The sequence below is a fragment of the Nonomuraea deserti genome (genome assembly GCF_004348685.1).
Taxonomy (GTDB): domain Bacteria; phylum Actinomycetota; class Actinomycetes; order Streptosporangiales; family Streptosporangiaceae; genus Nonomuraea; species Nonomuraea deserti.
This window is the reverse complement of sequence record NZ_SMKO01000220.1, coordinates 1-16131: the sequence shown is the minus strand read 5'-3', so window position 1 is coordinate 16131 and position 16131 is coordinate 1. Positions and strand designations below refer to the sequence as shown.

The 16131-nt window shown below is 71.8% G+C and carries 13 protein-coding genes; 8 read left to right on the top strand and 5 right to left on the bottom strand.

Annotated features, from left to right (window positions below):
* Positions 1–285 precede the first annotated feature (285 nt).
* The 8 genes from E1292_RS43740 (at position 286) to E1292_RS43700 (ending at position 9219) form a co-directional block, all read left to right on the top strand.
* Complete coding sequence (locus tag E1292_RS43740; RefSeq protein WP_132605518.1) at positions 286–1251, top strand: sugar-binding transcriptional regulator; 966 nt, start codon at positions 286–288, stop codon at positions 1249–1251.
* Positions 1252–1397: 146 nt separating this feature from the next.
* Positions 1398–2486, top strand: coding sequence for an ABC transporter substrate-binding protein (locus E1292_RS43735; RefSeq protein WP_220447355.1), 1089 nt, complete (start codon positions 1398–1400; stop codon positions 2484–2486).
* 10 nt (positions 2487–2496) lie between these two features.
* Positions 2497–3258: an ATP-binding cassette domain-containing protein gene (locus tag E1292_RS43730; protein ID WP_132605517.1), complete on the top strand. Its 762-nt coding sequence runs from the start codon at positions 2497–2499 to the stop codon at positions 3256–3258.
* On the top strand, positions 3255–4484 hold the full coding sequence (locus E1292_RS43725) for a sugar ABC transporter permease (protein WP_132605516.1): 1230 nt from the start codon (positions 3255–3257) through the stop codon (positions 4482–4484). The genes E1292_RS43730 and E1292_RS43725 overlap by 4 nt, the downstream gene beginning before the upstream one ends.
* Positions 4484–6070 carry an FGGY-family carbohydrate kinase gene (locus E1292_RS43715; protein WP_220447354.1) on the top strand — a complete coding sequence of 529 codons (1587 nt, stop codon included), beginning with the start codon at positions 4484–4486 and terminating at the stop codon, positions 6068–6070. The genes E1292_RS43725 and E1292_RS43715 overlap by 1 nt, the downstream gene beginning before the upstream one ends.
* Positions 6071–6119: 49 nt before the next feature.
* Positions 6120–7607: an FGGY-family carbohydrate kinase gene (locus E1292_RS43710; protein WP_132605515.1), complete on the top strand. Its 1488-nt coding sequence runs from the start codon at positions 6120–6122 to the stop codon at positions 7605–7607.
* Positions 7604–8218, top strand: coding sequence for a histidine phosphatase family protein (locus tag E1292_RS43705; RefSeq protein WP_132605514.1), 615 nt, complete (start codon positions 7604–7606; stop codon positions 8216–8218). Before E1292_RS43710 ends, E1292_RS43705 begins: the two co-directional genes overlap by 4 nt.
* Positions 8215–9219 (top strand): 2-hydroxyacid dehydrogenase, encoded by a 1005-nt coding sequence (locus E1292_RS43700; RefSeq protein WP_132605513.1) that lies wholly within the window; start codon positions 8215–8217, stop codon positions 9217–9219. The genes E1292_RS43705 and E1292_RS43700 overlap by 4 nt, the downstream gene beginning before the upstream one ends.
* Here E1292_RS43700 and E1292_RS43695 read toward each other — a convergent pair.
* The 5 genes from E1292_RS43695 to E1292_RS43675 all read right to left on the bottom strand — a co-directional run bounded on the left by E1292_RS43695 (position 9209) and on the right by E1292_RS43675 (position 15864).
* Positions 9209–10072, bottom strand: coding sequence for a carbohydrate ABC transporter permease (locus tag E1292_RS43695; protein ID WP_132605512.1), 864 nt, complete (start codon positions 10070–10072; stop codon positions 9209–9211). The genes E1292_RS43700 and E1292_RS43695 overlap by 11 nt on opposite strands.
* On the bottom strand, positions 10069–11016 hold the full coding sequence (locus E1292_RS43690; protein ID WP_132605511.1) for a carbohydrate ABC transporter permease: 948 nt from the start codon (positions 11014–11016) through the stop codon (positions 10069–10071). The genes E1292_RS43695 and E1292_RS43690 overlap by 4 nt, the downstream gene beginning before the upstream one ends.
* 21 nt (positions 11017–11037) lie before the next feature.
* On the bottom strand, positions 11038–12333 hold the full coding sequence (locus E1292_RS43685; RefSeq protein ID WP_132605509.1) for an ABC transporter substrate-binding protein: 1296 nt from the start codon (positions 12331–12333) through the stop codon (positions 11038–11040).
* A gap of 126 nt (positions 12334–12459) precedes the next feature.
* Positions 12460–13227, bottom strand: a complete 768-nt coding sequence (locus tag E1292_RS43680) for an AMP-binding protein (protein ID WP_165975046.1) — start codon at positions 13225–13227, stop codon at positions 12460–12462.
* Positions 13228–13509: 282 nt separating this feature from the next.
* The gene (locus tag E1292_RS43675) at positions 13510–15864 is read right to left on the bottom strand and encodes an ATP-binding protein (RefSeq protein ID WP_132605505.1); all 2355 of its coding nucleotides are present in this window, start codon (positions 15862–15864) and stop codon (positions 13510–13512) included.
* Positions 15865–16131 lie beyond the last annotated feature (267 nt).

The window sequence follows — 16131 nt, the reverse complement described above, 5'->3', positions numbered from 1 at the left end:
ACCCTCACCCCTGACCACGCCGCAACCCACCCACCGGCCCTCACCGAACCGGACCGCCAACGCCGCACCCATCGACCGGCCCGCTCCCGGACCGGGTCGCCTCGGCTGCCACGTGAGGCAGAGCCGCTTCCCGGATCCGCGTGTCGGGGCACTGTGACGCGCCCGCCTCCCGGCGTCGTCTTGGTCAGCGGCTAGCTTTTCCCCGGAGGGATGCCGCCGCTGACGTATAGTCGTTGCGCATCAGTTCTGCAAAAATGTTCACAGACCTCATTCAGGAGCGCGCGCATGAATGCCGCCGACGTCGCACCCGAGGCGCAGACCCGATTCCCCCATGAGCTGATGTACGCGGCGGCGCAGCAGTACTACATGGAGGACGCCACGCAGGGCGACATCGCCAAGCGGCTGGGCGTCAGCAGGGCGACCGTCAGCCGGCTGCTCACCGAGGCTCGCAAGCAGGGCATCGTGGAGATCAAGGTGCACCGGCCCGCCTCGATGGAGGACGGCCCGCTGGCCGCCGAGGTGGCGCGGGCGCTCGGCCTGGCGCAGGTCTTCATCGTGCCCAAGGTCAGCGGCCCCGCGCTGGGCCCGTGGCTGGCCCCCGGCGTGGCGCGCGCGCTGGCCGGGGTGGGGCTGGAGTCGGGCGACGTCGTGCTCGTCTCGTCGGGCACCACGGTCTACGAGTGCGCCCGCGAAGGGCTCGGGCACTATCCGGGCGTCACGATCGCGCCCGCCGTGGGCGGCCAGGAGGAGCCCCAGCCCTGGTTCCAGACCAACGAGACGACCCGCATCCTGGCCGAACGCGTCGGCGGCGTGCCCGCCTACCTCTACGCGCCCGCTCTGCCGGGCCCCGAGCTGTTCTACTCGCTCCAGCACGAGCCGTCCGTACGCCGGGTCATGGACCTGTGGGCGCACGCCAAGTGCGCCCTCGTCGGTGTCGGCTCGGCGCCGCTGATGCGGCAGATGACGCCCGCTTTCATGCCCCGCGACGCCGAGGCCCTGCGCCAGGCCGTGGGTGACGTCTGCATGCGCGTCTACGACCGGGAGGGCACCCCGCTGACCTACCCGGGCAGCGAGCGCCTGGTCGCCACGCGGCTGGAGGAACTGCGCCGTGTCCCGGCGACGATCGCCGTCGCCGTCGGCGCGGAGAAGGTGCTCTCGATCATCGCCGGCGCCCGGGGCGGCTACTTCAACCAGCTCGTCACGGATGCCCCGACGGCGGAGGGGATCGTGGCCGCTGCCCGCCAACTCTGAACATCTTTGCTGGACAAAGTTTCTGAACGCGCGCTAACGTGAGCCGCACCACAGGATGTGCCCCTTGTGAGGGGCTATGTCCATGTCTCGGGGGCAGCGAGCGTTTGGATCCGTCCGCGAGGACGTAGCGAGTGAGGAACGAACCCGTGAACAGAGCTCAGATGCGGACCACCGCGTTCGCCGTGGCGGCAGTGCTCGCAAGCTCGGTGCTGGCCGCGTGCGGCTCAGGCTCCGGCTCGACCGGCGAGGACACCGGCGCCGGCGGCGACGTGCAGAACGCCAAGGTCGCCTTCCTCATGCCCGACCTCGCCTCGACCCGTTACGAGCTGCAGGACAAGCCGTTGTTCGAGGCCAAGATGAAGCAGCTCTGCCCGAGCTGCCAGGTCATCTACCAGAACGCCGACTCCGACGCGGCCAAGCAGCAGCAACAGGCCAACTCCGCGCTCGCCCAGGGCGTCAAGGCGATCGTGATCGACCCGGTCGACTCCGCCGCCGCGGCCACCATCGTCAAGTCGGCCCAGTCGCAGCAGGTGCCGATCATCGCCTACGACCGGCCGATCCCGGCCACGCCGGCCGACTACTACATCTCGTTCGACAACGAGAAGATCGGCTCGATGATCGCCCAGTCCCTGGTCGACCACCTCAAGGAGGAGAAGGCCGAGGGCGGCATCCTCCAGGTCAACGGCTCCCCCACGGACGCCGCGGCCGGCCTGATCAAGAAGGGCATCCACAGCGCCGTCGACCCGAGCGGCTTCAAGCTCCTGGCCGAGTACGACACCCCCGACTGGCAGCCCGAGAAGGCGCAGACCTGGGTGAGCGGCCAGATCACGCAGTTCAAGGGCCAGATCGCGGGCGTGGTCGCGGCCAACGACGGCACCGGCGGCGGCGCCATCGCCGCGTTCAAGGCGGCGGGCGTGGAGGTGCCGCCGGTCACCGGCAACGACGCCGAGCCCGCCGCCGCCCAGCGCGTCATCGCGGGCGACCAGTACAACACGATCTCCAAGCCCATCAAGATCGTGGCCGAGGCCGCGGCGAACGTGGCCTGGGGCTTCATGCAGGGTGAGAAGCCCGCGGGCAAGACCACGCTCTACGACACGCCGTCCGAGCTGTTCGTCCCCACGGTGGTCACCAAGGACAACATCAAGGAAGTGCTCTTCGACAGCGGCATCATGAAAGCCGCCGACATCTGCACGGGCGCGTACGCCAAGGGCTGCGACGAACTCGGCATCAAGTAGGAGAGCACCGATGACCGTCCTGTCGCTGCGCGGGATCAGCAAGACCTTCGGCGCCGTGGCCGCGCTCACCGACATCGAGCTCGACGTCGCCGCAGGCGAGGTCGTCGCGATCGTGGGAGACAACGGCGCGGGCAAGTCCACCCTGGTCAAGATCCTTTCGGGCGTGCACGCGCCCGACTCGGGCAGGATCACCTTCGAGGGCCGCGACGTCGAGATCCCCACGCCGGCCGCCGCGCACAAGCTCGGCATCGCCACCGTCTTCCAAGACCTGGCGCTCTGCGAGAACCTCAACGTGATCCAGAACCTGTTCCTCGGCCAGGAGATCCGCCCGCTGCGGCTGGACGACGTGTCCATGGAGACCCGCTCGTGGGAGCTGCTGCGCCAGCTCTCCGCCAAGATCCCGAGCGTGCGGGTGCCGGTCGCGGCCCTGTCGGGCGGCCAGCGGCAGACCGTGGCCATCGCCAGGTCGCTGCTCGGCGACCCCAAGGTGATCATCCTCGACGAGCCCACGGCCGCGCTGGGCGTGGCGCAGACGGCCGAGGTGCTCAACCTCGTCGAGCGGCTGCGCGAGAACGGCCTGGGCGTCATCATGATCAGCCACAACATGGCGGACGTGAAAGCCGTCGCCGACACCGTGGTGGTGCTGCGGCTCGGCCGCAACAACGGAGCCTTCGACGTGGCCGACGTCTCCACCGAGGACATCATCGCCGCCATCACCGGCGCCACCGACAACGCGGTCTCCAGAAGAGCCGGCAAGGGAGCGTCGTCATGACTGTCACCACGGACAGGCAGGACGAGCGCCTGCGGGAGCGTGCGGGGCTGGCCGGCGCGGTCACCGACGTGATCGAGCGCGCTCGCGGCGGCGACCTGGGCGTCATCCCGGTCGTGGTCGGGCTCGTGGTCATCTGGACGGTGCTGCAGGTCCTCAACCCGATCTTCCTGTCCAGCGCGAACCTGGTGAACCTCACGCTGGAATCCGCCGCCGTCGGCATCATCGCGCTGGGCGTCGTGTGCGTGCTGCTGGTCGGGCAGATCGACCTGTCCGTCGGGTCGGTCAGCGGGCTGTCCGGCGCGGTGCTCGCGGTGCTGTTCGTGAGCGAGGGGTTGCCGGTCTGGCTCGCGATCGGCGCCTCGGTGCTCATGGGCGCGGTCATCGGCTGGTTGTACGGGCAGCTGTTCAACCGGTTCGGGGTGCCGAGCTTCGTGATCACGCTGGCCGGCCTGCTCGGCTTCCTGGGCCTGCAGCTGTACGTGCTGGGCGCCAAGGGGTCGATCAACCTGCCGTTCGACTCGGCCCTGGTGAACTTCGCCCAGCTCGACTTCGTACCTGCCTGGCTGTCGTACACGTTCGCGGGGATCGCGGCCGTGTGGTTGTTCGCCAGCGGGTTCCTCCACGCCCAGCAGCGGCGCAGGGCCGGGCTGTCGGCGAGAAGCGTCACCACGCTGGCCGCCAGGAGCGTGGCGCTGCTGGTGGTGCTGGCGTTCGTGGTCTGGTATCTCGGCCAGACGCGCGGCGTCGGCTGGATGTTCGTCTTCTTCGTGGCGCTGGTGCTGATCATGCACTACCTGCTGTCGCGGACGAAGTGGGGCAGGGCCGTCTACGCCGTCGGCGGCAACGTCGAGGCCGCGCGCCGGGCGGGCATCAACGTCAGAGCGATCTACACCTCCGTGTTCGTGCTCTGTTCGACGTTCGCCGCGGTCGGCGGCATCCTGGCCGCCGCCAGGCTCGCGGCGGCCAACCAGAGCAGCGGCGGCGGCGACGTCAACCTCAATGCCATCGCGGCGGCCGTGATCGGCGGGACGAGCCTGTTCGGCGGGCGCGGCACGGCGTTCGGCGCGCTGCTCGGCGTCATCGTCATCCAGTCCATCTCCAGCGGCCTGACGCTGCTCAACCTGGACTCCTCGATCCGGTTCGTGGTCACCGGCGTCGTGCTGCTGCTGGCGGTGGTCGTCGACTCGGTGTCGCGCCGGTCGAGGACCTCACACGGCAGGGCCTGATGGCGATCATCTGCGTGGACGCGGGGACCACGGTCATCAAGGCGGTCGGCTACGACTCCTCGGGCGCGGAGTCGTACGTCGCCCGGCGGGAGACCACCGTCTCCAGGCCGGCGCCCGGCCACGCCGAGCAGGACATGGACGCCGTCTGGGCGGCGGTCGCCGACACGGTCCGCGAGGTCGCGTCCCGGATGAGCGAGCCGGGCGCCGGCCCGGACGCCGGCCCGGGTGGCGGCGCAGGTGCCGGCGCAGGTCGCGGCCCGGATGTCGGCTCGAGCGCCGGCCCGGGTGCCGGCCCGGGTGTGGACAGGGTCGACTTCGTGGCGGTGACGGCGCAGGGCGACGGCTGCTGGCTGGTCGACGCCGGCGGCCGGCCGACCGGGCCGGCGATCCTCTGGAACGACGCCAGGGCCGCCGCCACGGTCGACGCCTGGACCCGTTCGGGGCTCGCGGCTGCGGCCTTCCGCCTGAACGGCTCCTCGGCCGCGTCCGGGCTGCCGCACGCCATCCTGACCTGGCTGCGCGCGAACGACCCCGGCCGGCTCGACCGGTCACACGCCAACCTGACCTGCGGAGGCTGGATCTTCTCCCGGATGACCGGGAAGCTCGTGGCCGACGAGTCCGACGCGTCCGCGCCCTTCATGGACCTGCCGGCGCGGGCGTACTCGCCCGAACTTCTCGGCATGTTCGGCATGGAATGGGCCGGGCGGCTGCTGCCCGAGATCCGTTCCTGCCCGGTCGCCGAGCTGACGGCGGACGCCGCCGCGACGCTCGGCCTGCCCGCCGGCACGCCGGTCGTGATGGCCCCCTACGACATCGCCTCGACGGCCCTGGGCGCGGGCGCGGTGGCGCCTGGGCAGGCGTGCGGCATCCTCGGCACCACGCTGTGCACCGAGGTCATCGTCGGCGCCCCCGACCTGGACGGCGACCCGATCGGCATCACGATCGCGCTTCCCGGCGGCTATCTCCGGGCCTTCCCCACGTTCGCCGGCACGGAGGTCGTGCAGTGGACGTGCCGCCTGCTGGGCCTGGAAGGCCCGGCCGAGCTGGGCGAGCTGGCCCGGCACAGCCCACCGGGCGCGGGCGGCCTGACGTTCCTGCCCTACCTGTCGCCCGCCGGCGAGCGGGCGCCCTTCTCCGACCCGCTGGCCAGGGGCGCGCTGCACGGCATGTCGTTCGAGCACGGCCGCGAGCACGTCGCCAGGGCCGCGCTCGAAGGCCTCACGATGGTCATCCGCGACTGCCTGGCCGCCACCGGCGCCGCGCCGACGGAGCTGCGCGCGAGCGGGGGCGGCTCGGCCAGCGCCACCTGGCTCGCGATGATCGCCGACGTCACCGGGCTGCCCGTGCGCCGCCCGGCCGACGCCGAGGTGGGCGCGCGGGGCGCGTACCTGGTGGGGCTGGCCGCCACGGGCGCCGCGCCGTCCGTCGCCGACGCGGCGGCCGAGCACGTACGCCTGCGCGACGCCGTCGAGCCCGACCCCGGGCGCCAGGCCCGCTATGCCCGGCTCTTCGACGACTTCCTGAGCCTCCGGGGCGCCAGCGCCGGCACGTGGCCGCTGCTCGCCGACATGAGGAACCGCCCATGAGCGTAGGGATCGGCACAGGGCCGCTGCTCGCCGACATGAAGGGCCGTACATGAGCGTGTGGATCGGCGTCGACCTCGGGACGCAGAGCGTCCGGGCGATGGCCGTCACCGGCGGCGGCGACGTGCTCGGCGCCGCCGCGCGCCCGCTGACCAGCCACCGTGACGGTTCCCGCCACGAGCAGGACCCCGAGGAGTGGTGGCGGGCGCTGGCCGGCGCCACCCGCGAGGCGCTGCGCGACGTGCCTCCGGGGCGGGTGGCGGGAGTGGCGGTGGACGCCACCTCTGGAACGATCCTGCTCGCCGACGCCCGCGGCGGGGCGCTGACGCCCGCGCTGATGTACGACGACCGGCGGGCGGCGGACGATGTCGCGCGGGTCAACGAGGTGGGCGGGCACGTGTGGGAGCGGCTCGGCTACCGGCGCATGCAGCCCAACTGGGCCCTGCCGAAGCTGCTGTGGCTGCTGCGCGGCGCGCCGCGAGGGGCGCGTGCCGCGCACCAGAGCGACTTCGTCAACCGGCGGCTGACCGGCCACGAGGTGGCCACCGACCTGGGCAACGCGCTCAAGACCGGCGTCGACCTGATCGAGGAGCGCTGGCCCGCCGAGGTGCTCGACGCGCTGGGGGTGCCCGCGGGGATCCTCCCCGAGGTCGTACGGCCGGGCGCCCGGCTGGGGGTGGTGTGCCCTGAGGCCGCCGAGCAGACCGGCATCCCGGCCGGCACGCCGGTGGTCGCCGGCACCACCGACGGCTGCGCGGCCCAGCTCGGCGCGGGGGCGCAGCGGGCCGGCAGCTGGAACTCCGTGCTGGGCACCACGCTGGTGCTGAAGGGCGTGACGGAGGAGCTGATCCACGACCCGCTCGGCGTCGTCTACTCGCACCGCGCGCCGGACGGCTCGTGGCTGCCCGGCGGGGCGTCGAGCACGGGAGCGGGCGTGCTGAGCCGGGACCTCCCCGGCCGCGACCTCGACGCGCTCAGCGCCAGGGCCGCCGCCAGGTTCGGCCCGGATCCGGGATCGCCGGGTCTCTCCGCCGGATGGCCGGGGGCGGTCACCTACCCGCTGGTCTCCCGGGGGGAACGGTTTCCCTTCGCCGCGCCCGACGCGGAGTCCTTCACGCTCGGCGACCCTGCCGACGACGTCGACCGCTACGCGGCGATCCTGCTCGGCGCGGCCTTCGTCGAACGGCTCTCCTTCGACTACCTCGACCTGCTCGGCGCCCCCGTGGACGGCGAGATCATCCTGACCGGCGGCGCCACCAGGAGCGCGTACTGGACCCGGCTGAGGGCCGACGTCCTCGGCCGCCCGGTGACGTTGCGGGAGAACGCCGAACCCGCGCTCGGCATGGCCGTGCTCGCGGCCGGCAGCGCCACGGGCGAACTGGACGGAGAGCACTCCGGGATGATCAGGACGCGGGCCGTGGTCGAGCCGTCAGGGGCCGACCTGCGCGAGCCGTACCTGCGTTTCGTCGCCGAGCTGGAACGCCGCGGCTGGCTCGGCGAGGCCGCCGCACGACACGCCCGCGAAAGGACCGCCCGATGACCGACCTCGTGCTCGTGCGCCACGGCGAGACCGTCTGGCACGCCGAGAACCGCTACGCCGGGCTCACCGACATCGAGCTGACCCCGCGCGGCCACGAGCAGGCCGCCCGGCTCGCCGGATGGGCCGCGACCGCAGGTCTCGAGGGCGTGTGGGCCTCGACGCTGGGCCGGGCCCGCGTCACCGCCGAGGCGAGCGCCGCGGCGGCGAAGGTGGCGACGCGCGTGGACGCCAGGCTGCGCGAGCTGGACTTCGGCGAGGGCGAGGGACTGACGTCGGCGGAGATGGCGGCCCGCTTCCCCGAGGCGCGGGCCGCGTTCGAGGCCGACCCCGCGGAACACCCGCTGCCGGGAGGCGAGGACCCGCATCAGGCCGCCGAACGTTTCGTCGCCGCGCTGTACGACATCGCCGCCGCGCATCACGGCGGGCGCGTGCTGGTGGTCGCGCACACCACCGCCCTCAGGCTCGCCTTGTGCCACCTCATCGGGGTGCCGCTCGGCGAGTACCGGCGGCTGTTTCCCCGTCTGGACAACTGCGCGCTGACCGAGCTGCGGCTGAACGCGGGACGGCCGGCGCTGCTGCAGTACAACTCCCCGATTGGAGCCGTTCGTTGACCATCCGAGTCCTTGCCGCAGGCGACCACTTCGTCCAGAACCGCCTGCTCATCGACGCGCTCAGACGGGAGGTCCCCGGCGAGGTGGACTTCCGCGAGCTGACGCTGCCGTGGCCGGTGGAGCCGTTCGGCCGGGTGGGCGAGGTCGACGAGGCCTCCGACGTGGAGGACGCGCTGATCGAGGCGCTGCGCGGCGTCGAGGTGTGCGTGACCCAGATGGCCCCGCTGACCAAGCGCGTCCTGGACGCCTCGCCCGATCTGCGGCTGTTCTGCGTGAGCAGGGGCGGGCCGGTGAACGCCAATCTGGAGGCGGCCGCGCAGGCGGGCGTGGCCGTGACGTACGCGCCGGGCCGCAACGCCGTGGCCACCGCCGAGCACACGCTCGCCATGTTGCTCGCCGCCACCCGCAGGATCCCGCAGACGCACGCCGACCTGGCCGGCGGCGTGTGGCGGGGCGACTACTACACCTACGACAACGTGGGCCCCGAACTGGAGGGCAGCACGGCCGGCCTGATCGGGTACGGCGCCATCGGCAGCCGCGTGGCCCGCATGCTCGCGGGTTTCGGCGCGGAGGTCCTGGTCCACGACCCGTACGTCGACGTGCCCGGCAAGGTGAAGCTCCCCGAGCTGCTCGAACGCTCCCGTTTCGTCTCCCTGCACGCCCGCGCCACCCCCGAGACCACCGGCATGATCGGCGCGGCCGAGATCGCCGCGATGCCGCGGGGTTCGGTCCTGGTCAACTGCGCGCGCGGCGCGCTGCTGGACTACGACGCGCTCTGCGACGCGCTGGAGTCCGGGCACCTGTTCGGCGCCGCCATGGACGTCTTCCCCGAGGAGCCGATCCCGCCGGGCTCGCGCCTGCTCGCCGCGCCGAACCTGGTGATGACCCCGCACCTGGCGGGGGCCAGCAAGGAGACGGCGATGAAGGCGGCCTCGATCGTGGCCGCGGACGTGGCCCGCTACGTGCGCGGCGAGCCACTGGCCCATGTGGCTACCCCTTGAGCGCGCCCGCCATGAGCCCTCGCATGAAGAACCGGCCGAGCAGGATGTAGATCAGCATCGTCGGCACGGACGAGAGGATGGCCGCCGCCATCTGCTGGCTGTACGGGGTGGCCTGGGCGCCCGCGATGTTGTTCAGCATGACGGTCGCCGGCCAGCTCGTCGGCCCGGTCAGGAACACGGCGAACAGGAAGTCGTTCCAGAGCGAGGTGAACTGCCAGATGACGACCACCGCGATCGCGGGCGCCGACACCGGCAACACCACCGACCAGTACGTCCGCAACATGCCCGCGCCGTCCACCCGTGACGCCTCGATGAGCTCGTCGGGGATCGTGACGTAGTAGTTGCGGAAGATCAGCGTGCAGATCGGGATGCCGTAGACGACGTGGGCGAGCACCAGCCCGGGGATGCCGCCGTAGAAGACGCCCTGCAGCCCGGTCAGGTCGTTCAGGCCGACGAGCAGCTGCACCAGCGGGATCATCACGCCCTGGTACGGGATGAACATGCCGAACAGGAACAGGGTGAACAGCAGGTCCGCGCCGGGGAAGCGCCACTTGGACAGCACGTAGCCGTTCATGGAGCCGAGCGCGCACGACAGCAGCGAGCCGGGCACGGCCAGCAGCACGCTGTTCCACAACCCTGGGGCGAGCTTCTCCCATGCGACCTGCCACGCCTCGGTCGTCCACGTCTGGGGCAGGTTCCAGGCCTGGCTGGGGTCGGCCTCCGTGAGCGGCTTGAAGCTGGTGACCAGCAGGACGTAGATCGGGATGAGGAAGATCACCACGAAGGCGATCAGCACGCCGAACCGCGTCCAGGCGAACGCCGTGCCCCTCCGCCCGGCCCTCACCGCTGTCATTGGCGCCTCTCCTTACGCACGGACCAGATCAGGTACGGGATCACGAAGATCGCCACGCTGAGGACGATGTAGGAGGCGATCGTGGCCCCCTTCGCGGGGTCGTGGGAGTCGAAGACCGCCACCCACATGAACACCGCGGGCACGTCGGTGATGATCTGCTTGCCCGACACCGCGACGATCAGGTCGAAGACCTTGAGCGAGATGTGCCCCAGGATGATCAGCGCGGACAGGGTCACCGGCCTGAGCAGGGGCAGCACGACGTGCCGGTAGACACCCCACTCGTTACAGCCGTCCACGCGGGCCGCCTCGCGCAGTTCCTCGGGCACGCCGCGGAAACCGGCCAGGAACAACGCCATGACATATCCGGACATCTGCCAGATAGCCGGCAGCGCCATCGCCGCCATGCCCCAGTCCGGATCCCTGAACCACTGCCACTGCGGCAACCCGATCGCGTCGAACAGCCGGTTGAGCCCGACCGCCCGCTCGTCCGTCCCCGAGTTCATCAGCCACCGCCACACGATCCCGGTCGCGACGAACGAGATGGCCATCGGGAACAGGTAGATCGCCCGGAACGTCCCCTCGCCCCTGATGCCCTTCTCCATGAGGAACGCCAGCAGCCACCCGAGCACCAGCGCCCCGAGCACGAACACGACCGTGAACACGATCGCATGCCGGACCGACAGGTGCCATCGGGCCTGGTCCCAGATGTCGATGAAGTTCTGCAGCCCCACGAACTCGCCCTCGGACACCTCATCGTGCTTGTCCGTCATGGCCAGCCGGAAGTTCCAGCCGAGCATGCCGTACACGAAGACGCCGATCAGAATGATCGACGGCGTGACGAGGAGGAGCCCGGGCAGCCACGTGCGCGCCCGCCTCACAAGCAATCCCTCCCGCGGACGCGGCAGGCCGCCGAGTGCGGCCTGCCGGGCCCGTCGCGTGGTCATCTACCGGATCGTCTACCGGCTCTACTGGGCGTTGGCCGTGGCCGCGTCGGCCAGCCCCTGCTGCAGGGCCTTGACGTCCTTGGTGCCGAGGAACAGGCCGACCTGCTCGTTGATCGCGGCCAGCCACGGCTGGTTCACCGCCACGCCGTGCTGGATGGAGCCGGCGAGCTTGTTGCTCGACCAGTCCTTCAGCGCGTCGGCCAGGTAGTCGGTGTAGAGCGACTGGTCGGCGTCCTTGCGCGCGGGGATGGAGCCCTTCTTCGGGTTGAAGGCGTCCTGGCCCTCCTTGCTGGCGGCGACCTTCAGCCAGGCCAGCGCCCCGTCACGGTTCTTCGCGCCCTTGGGCAGGGTGAAGCTGTCGGACAACCACAGGTACGTGCCCTCGGTGCCGGGAGCGGGCGCCCAGTCGAAGTCGGTCTTCGACTTCTTGCCCAGGCCGCCCTCCGGCGGGTTGTGGAAGTAGCCGTAGGCCCAGTCGCCCATGATGTTGAAGGCGGCCTCGCCGTCGGCGACCTGCTTGGCCGCGGGCTGCCAGTCGTCCTGCGGGTCGCCCGCGTACTCCATGATCTTGGCGAAGTTCTGCAGGGCCGTGGTCACCTGCGGGCTGTTCCAGTCGGCGCCCGGCTTGAACAGGGCGTTGTAGGCGTCGGTGCCCAGCGAGCCGAGCAGCACGCTCTCCAGCAGGTGGGTGACGGTCCACTCGGAGCCGATCGACAGCGGGACCTTGCCCTTGGCCTTGACCTTCTCCAGTGCCGCGACGAACTCCTCGATCGTCTTGGGCGCCCCCGCCACCCCGGCCTCCTTGAGCACCGCCGGGTTGAACCACAGGACGTTGGACCGGTGGATGTTCACCGGCACCGAGTAGATCTTGCCCTCCACGCTGATCTGCTCGACGAGCTGGGCGGGGAAGACCTCCTTGAGCTTCAGCTCGTCGTAGAGCGAGGTCAGGTCCTCCAGGTTGCCGGCCTTGATGTAGCCCTGCAGCTCGGCGCCCGCGTGGCCCTGGAACGTGTCAGGAGGGGTGCCCGCCTGGAGCTTCGACTGCAACAGGGCCTTGGCCTTGTCGCCGGAGCCGCCCGCCACCGCCGCATCGAAGAAGGTATATGTCGGGTTCTTGTCCTCGAAGATCTTCCGCATCGCGGCGAGGCCGTCGGCCTCACCCGGACCCGTCCACCAGGAGAAGACCTCAACCTGCTGTTTCCCGCCGCTGTCGGCGGAGGGCGACTGTGCCGTCTGCTCGCCGCCACCACCGCCGCAGGCCGTCAGGCCCAGCACGCTCACCATCGTGATCGAGGCGGCCACCAACCACCGTCGCATCGCACACCATCCCTTCGAAGCCCCCCGAAGCAGGTGATCCTTGACAACGTTGTCAACAACGGCTATCAACCCACTTTCCCCGCCGCGCCGTCAAGGGAGAGCGGGTAACAGGTCCGCATATTCAGCTCAGGCGCGCGTCAGCACGCCACCGGGACCCGACACCACCGTGACGCTGAGGCCCTGGCCCCCTGCCAGGCCGTCGCCGGGCGCGGCGACCACCGTCGCCCCCTTCGACAGGCCCAGCGCGATCAGGGCCGGCAGGTCGCAACCGCCACCGGGAGTCCACGTGGCCAGCACCACGTCCGACTCGGTCAGGCGTACGGGCCGGTCGAGCTCGGCCATCCTGGCCAGCAGGTCCGCGTGCGACAGCCGCCGGCCGCCGGCGCCCAGGAGCGCGGTCTGGCGCCTGGCGTCGAGCACGGGCAGCGCGGTGGGCGCGAGCGCGACCAGCTCGCTGAAGTCGATCGTGTCGAGCGCCGCGCCCAGCGAGACGATCTGCCGCACCCGGGACCGCTCGGCCGCGCGCACCGCCGTCGCCGCCAGGTCCGGCGTGGTGACCAGGGTGCGCGCGTCGCACTCCCGCAACCACGCGGCCAGCTCGTACGCGCCGAGCCCGGGATCGACAGGCGCCGCCACCCCGCCCGCGGCCAGCACCGTGTGCACGGCCAGCGTCTGCGCGCCCGCCGTCGAGACATGCACGCCCACCACCTGATCACGCCGCGCACCCCTGCACACCAGACCCGACGCCGCCCTGGTCACCTCGGTCACCAGCTCGCGGTAGCCGTAGACGCGACCGCCCCGCACGTCGACGAGCGCCGGCCGGTCGCCACGCCCGTAGGCCAGCCGGAAAACCTCGTGGATCACGGTGCCGGTGGTCGAGGCCGAGGGCTTCATGCAGGACAACGTACGGCCGACTGACGGGCCCGGCATCCGCCGATGTATGTAGGCCGATGTGCATTATTCGGGCGGGCCCGAGCCCTGCGCGGCTCGAGCCCGCGGTCACGCGCCCACGACCGGACCGCCACCCCTCCGAGGAGGCCCGGCCGGCACGGGCACGTGACGACCGAACGCGAGGCAAGCCCCGCGTTCGAACGGTAAGCCATCCGGGCACCCCCGCACATGCTCTGACATGGCCATTCGACGATGTAGACGGCCGGCGCGACCATGTGTAGACGCTCAGCGGCTGCCGATCATCCATGCGGCGATCTGTGTACGCGTGGAGAAGCCCAGCTTCGACAGGATGTTGGCCACGTGGCGGGCGGCGGTCGCCGGGCTGATGACCAGCTCGTCGGCGATCGCCCGGTTGCTGAGCCCTCTCGCGACCAGCTCGGCGATCTCGCGTTCCCTGGTCGTGAGCCTGCTCTCCTGGACGACCGGGACGAACACCGCCGCCGACGGGTCGGGCCGCGTGCCGTCGAGCGCGCAGGACACCGCCTGGTCGGCCGTCATCTTCGCGCCCTCGGCCCAGAGCACGGCCACCATCTCGTCGCCGAGGAGCGCCCGCGCGGGACGCAGGACGTTCTCGGTGCGTGCGTCGGGCTGGCGGCCGCGCAGCGCCACGGAGGCCGCGATCATCAGCACCCCGAGCCGGTGGTCGCCCTCGGCCGTGGCCAGGCGCGCCCACCCCTCCAGCCTCCTCGCGATGCCGCAGCACAGCCCGGCGTCGCGGCTGAGCACCAGCGCCTCGGTGAGCATCGCCCTGGCCGTCGCCAGGTCCCCCTGGTCGAGCGCCACACCGCCGAGCCCGGCCAGGCCGCTCACCTTCTGCTGCCTGGCGTCGACGTCCCCGATGAGGCTCAGCGCCGACTCGTAGTGCCGCTTGGCCGCGGCGAGGTCGCCCGCGTCCCTGGCCACCTGCGCCAGGCCGATGTGGCCGGACGAGCGCCCGACGTGGTTGTCGAGCTCCTCGTTGATCGCCAGAACCTCGCCGTACGCGCGCCGCGCCTCGCGCAGCCGGCCCTGGCGCAGGGCCGCCGCCGCCCTGACGCTGTGGGCCAGCGACTCCAGGACGCGGTCGCCGGACTGCTTGGCCGCCTCCAGCGCCCTGGCCGGCATGTCCTGATCGCCGGTCAGCCAGGCCAGCACGATCAGGCCGGTGGCCACGCCGTACGTGTCGTGGGCGGTCGCGCACGCGGCCAGCCCGGCCCGGACCCACCGCCGGGCGGGCTCCCTGTCACCCGCCGCCAGGGCCAGCTCGCCGCGCAGGATCGTGGCCTGCCCGCGCAGCGCGGGCGGCACCCTCGGGGCGTCGAGAGCCAGCAGCCGGTCGAGCCGCTCGGCCACGTCGAGCTTGCGCCCGCAGCCGGTCAGCAGGAAGCGCACGTCGGTCAGCATGGTGAGCGCGGTCTCCGGCGCCTCGGTGGAGATCGACCAGTCGCAGGCCGCGGCGACCTCGGCCTTGAGCCCGTCGAACAGGTTGATGTAGCGCTCCACCACCGGCCACGACATGCGCCGCTCCGGCGCCACCACCCGCCTGAACCCGGCCGCCATCCCGGCCAGCGCCGTCAGGTGGCGGTGCCGCAGCTCGGGCTCCTCCCCCGACTCGGCGAGTTGTTCGAGCGCGTATTCGCGAACCGTCTCGAGCAGCCGGTAGCGCGCCTGGCCGGCGATCTCGCCGTCGAGCGCCACCAGCGACTTGTCGACCAGGTCGCACAGCCGGGGCAGCACCTCCTCCTCGGGCAGGCCGGGGCCCGCACACACGCGTTCGGCCAGGTCGAGCGTCCACCCGGCGCGGAAAACGGTCGTACGGCGCAGCAGCACCCGTTCCTGCGGGCTGAGCAGCCGGTAACTCCAGTCGACCGCCGCCCTGAGCGTCCTGTGCCGGGCGGGGGCCGTCCGCGGGCCGCCCGCCAGGAGCCGGAACCGGTCGTCGAGCCGCTCCACGAGCTGGCGTACGGACAGCACCCTGACCATGGCGGCGGCCAGCTCGATCGCCAGCGGCAGCCCGTCGAGCGCCCGGCACAGCGTCGCGACCTGCGGCAGCGTGTCGGCGGTCAGCTCGAAGCCGGGCCTGGCCGCGGCCGCCCTGGCCGCGAACAACCGCACGGCCTCGCCGCCCTCGCCGTCGATCGACAGCGGCGGCACCCGCCAGACCGTCTCCCCGGGCACGCGCAGCGGCTCCCTGCTGGTGGCCAGGATGGTGAGCCCGGGACACGAGCCGAGCAGGTCGCGGCAGAGCTCGGCGCACTCGCCGATCACGGGCTCGCAGTTGTCGAGCAGCAGCAGCACGCGCCGGCCCCCGATCAGCGCGCCCGGGTCGCCCGCGACGCCCAGGGACGCCGCCACGTGCGCTCTGACCTCGCCCTCCCCCAGGTCCGCCAGCTCGACCAGCCACACGCCGCCCGCGTGGACGGGGGTGACCCGCGCCGCGAGCCGCAGGGCCAGCCGCGTCTTGCCGATGCCGCCCGCCCCGCACAGGGTCACCACCCGCGAAACGCGCATCAGCTGGACAAGCTCGTCCACATCGGACTCCCGGCCCACGAACGTGTTCGACTCGGCCGGCAGGTTGGTGAAGTCAGCGAATCGCAGCATCACTGTGAGTGTGTCACTAACTACGTCCCGCGCCCACAGCCAAATTCTTGACTCCTCCCTCTCGTGAACAAAGGGGATTCCCCCGGTCGCCCGTGAGGGTTCCTGTTTCACCGCAGGTTGCCGGTGCCGTCACGCCAGGGCCGCCTCGGGATCGAGATCGATGTGGAGGCCAGCGCGATCGAACAGGTACACCTTGATCACGGCCCGGCCGCACTCGCGGCAGTACGCTCGTCCGGCGCTCATGTCGCGTTACCAGCGTGTGCGGGG

Bases quoted from the DNA above. Each gene is read 5' to 3' on its own strand.
- E1292_RS43740 (WP_132605518.1), top strand. From the start codon at position 286: ATGAATGCCGCCGACGTCGCACCCGAGGCGCAGACCCGATTCCCCCAT.
- E1292_RS43710 (WP_132605515.1), top strand. From the start codon at position 6,120: ATGAGCGTGTGGATCGGCGTCGACCTCGGGACGCAGAGCGTCCGGGCG.
- E1292_RS43695 (WP_132605512.1), bottom strand. From the start codon at position 10,072: ATGACAGCGGTGAGGGCCGGGCGGAGGGGCACGGCGTTCGCCTGGACG.
- E1292_RS43675 (WP_132605505.1), bottom strand. From the start codon at position 15,864: ATGCTGCGATTCGCTGACTTCACCAACCTGCCGGCCGAGTCGAACACG.
- E1292_RS43705 (WP_132605514.1), top strand. From the start codon at position 7,604: ATGACCGACCTCGTGCTCGTGCGCCACGGCGAGACCGTCTGGCACGCC.
- E1292_RS43680 (WP_165975046.1), bottom strand. From the start codon at position 13,227: ATGAAGCCCTCGGCCTCGACCACCGGCACCGTGATCCACGAGGTTTTC.
- E1292_RS43685 (WP_132605509.1), bottom strand. From the start codon at position 12,333: ATGCGACGGTGGTTGGTGGCCGCCTCGATCACGATGGTGAGCGTGCTG.
- E1292_RS43690 (WP_132605511.1), bottom strand. From the start codon at position 11,016: ATGACCACGCGACGGGCCCGGCAGGCCGCACTCGGCGGCCTGCCGCGT.
- E1292_RS43725 (WP_132605516.1), top strand. From the start codon at position 3,255: ATGACTGTCACCACGGACAGGCAGGACGAGCGCCTGCGGGAGCGTGCG.
- E1292_RS43730 (WP_132605517.1), top strand. From the start codon at position 2,497: ATGACCGTCCTGTCGCTGCGCGGGATCAGCAAGACCTTCGGCGCCGTG.
- E1292_RS43715 (WP_220447354.1), top strand. From the start codon at position 4,484: ATGGCGATCATCTGCGTGGACGCGGGGACCACGGTCATCAAGGCGGTC.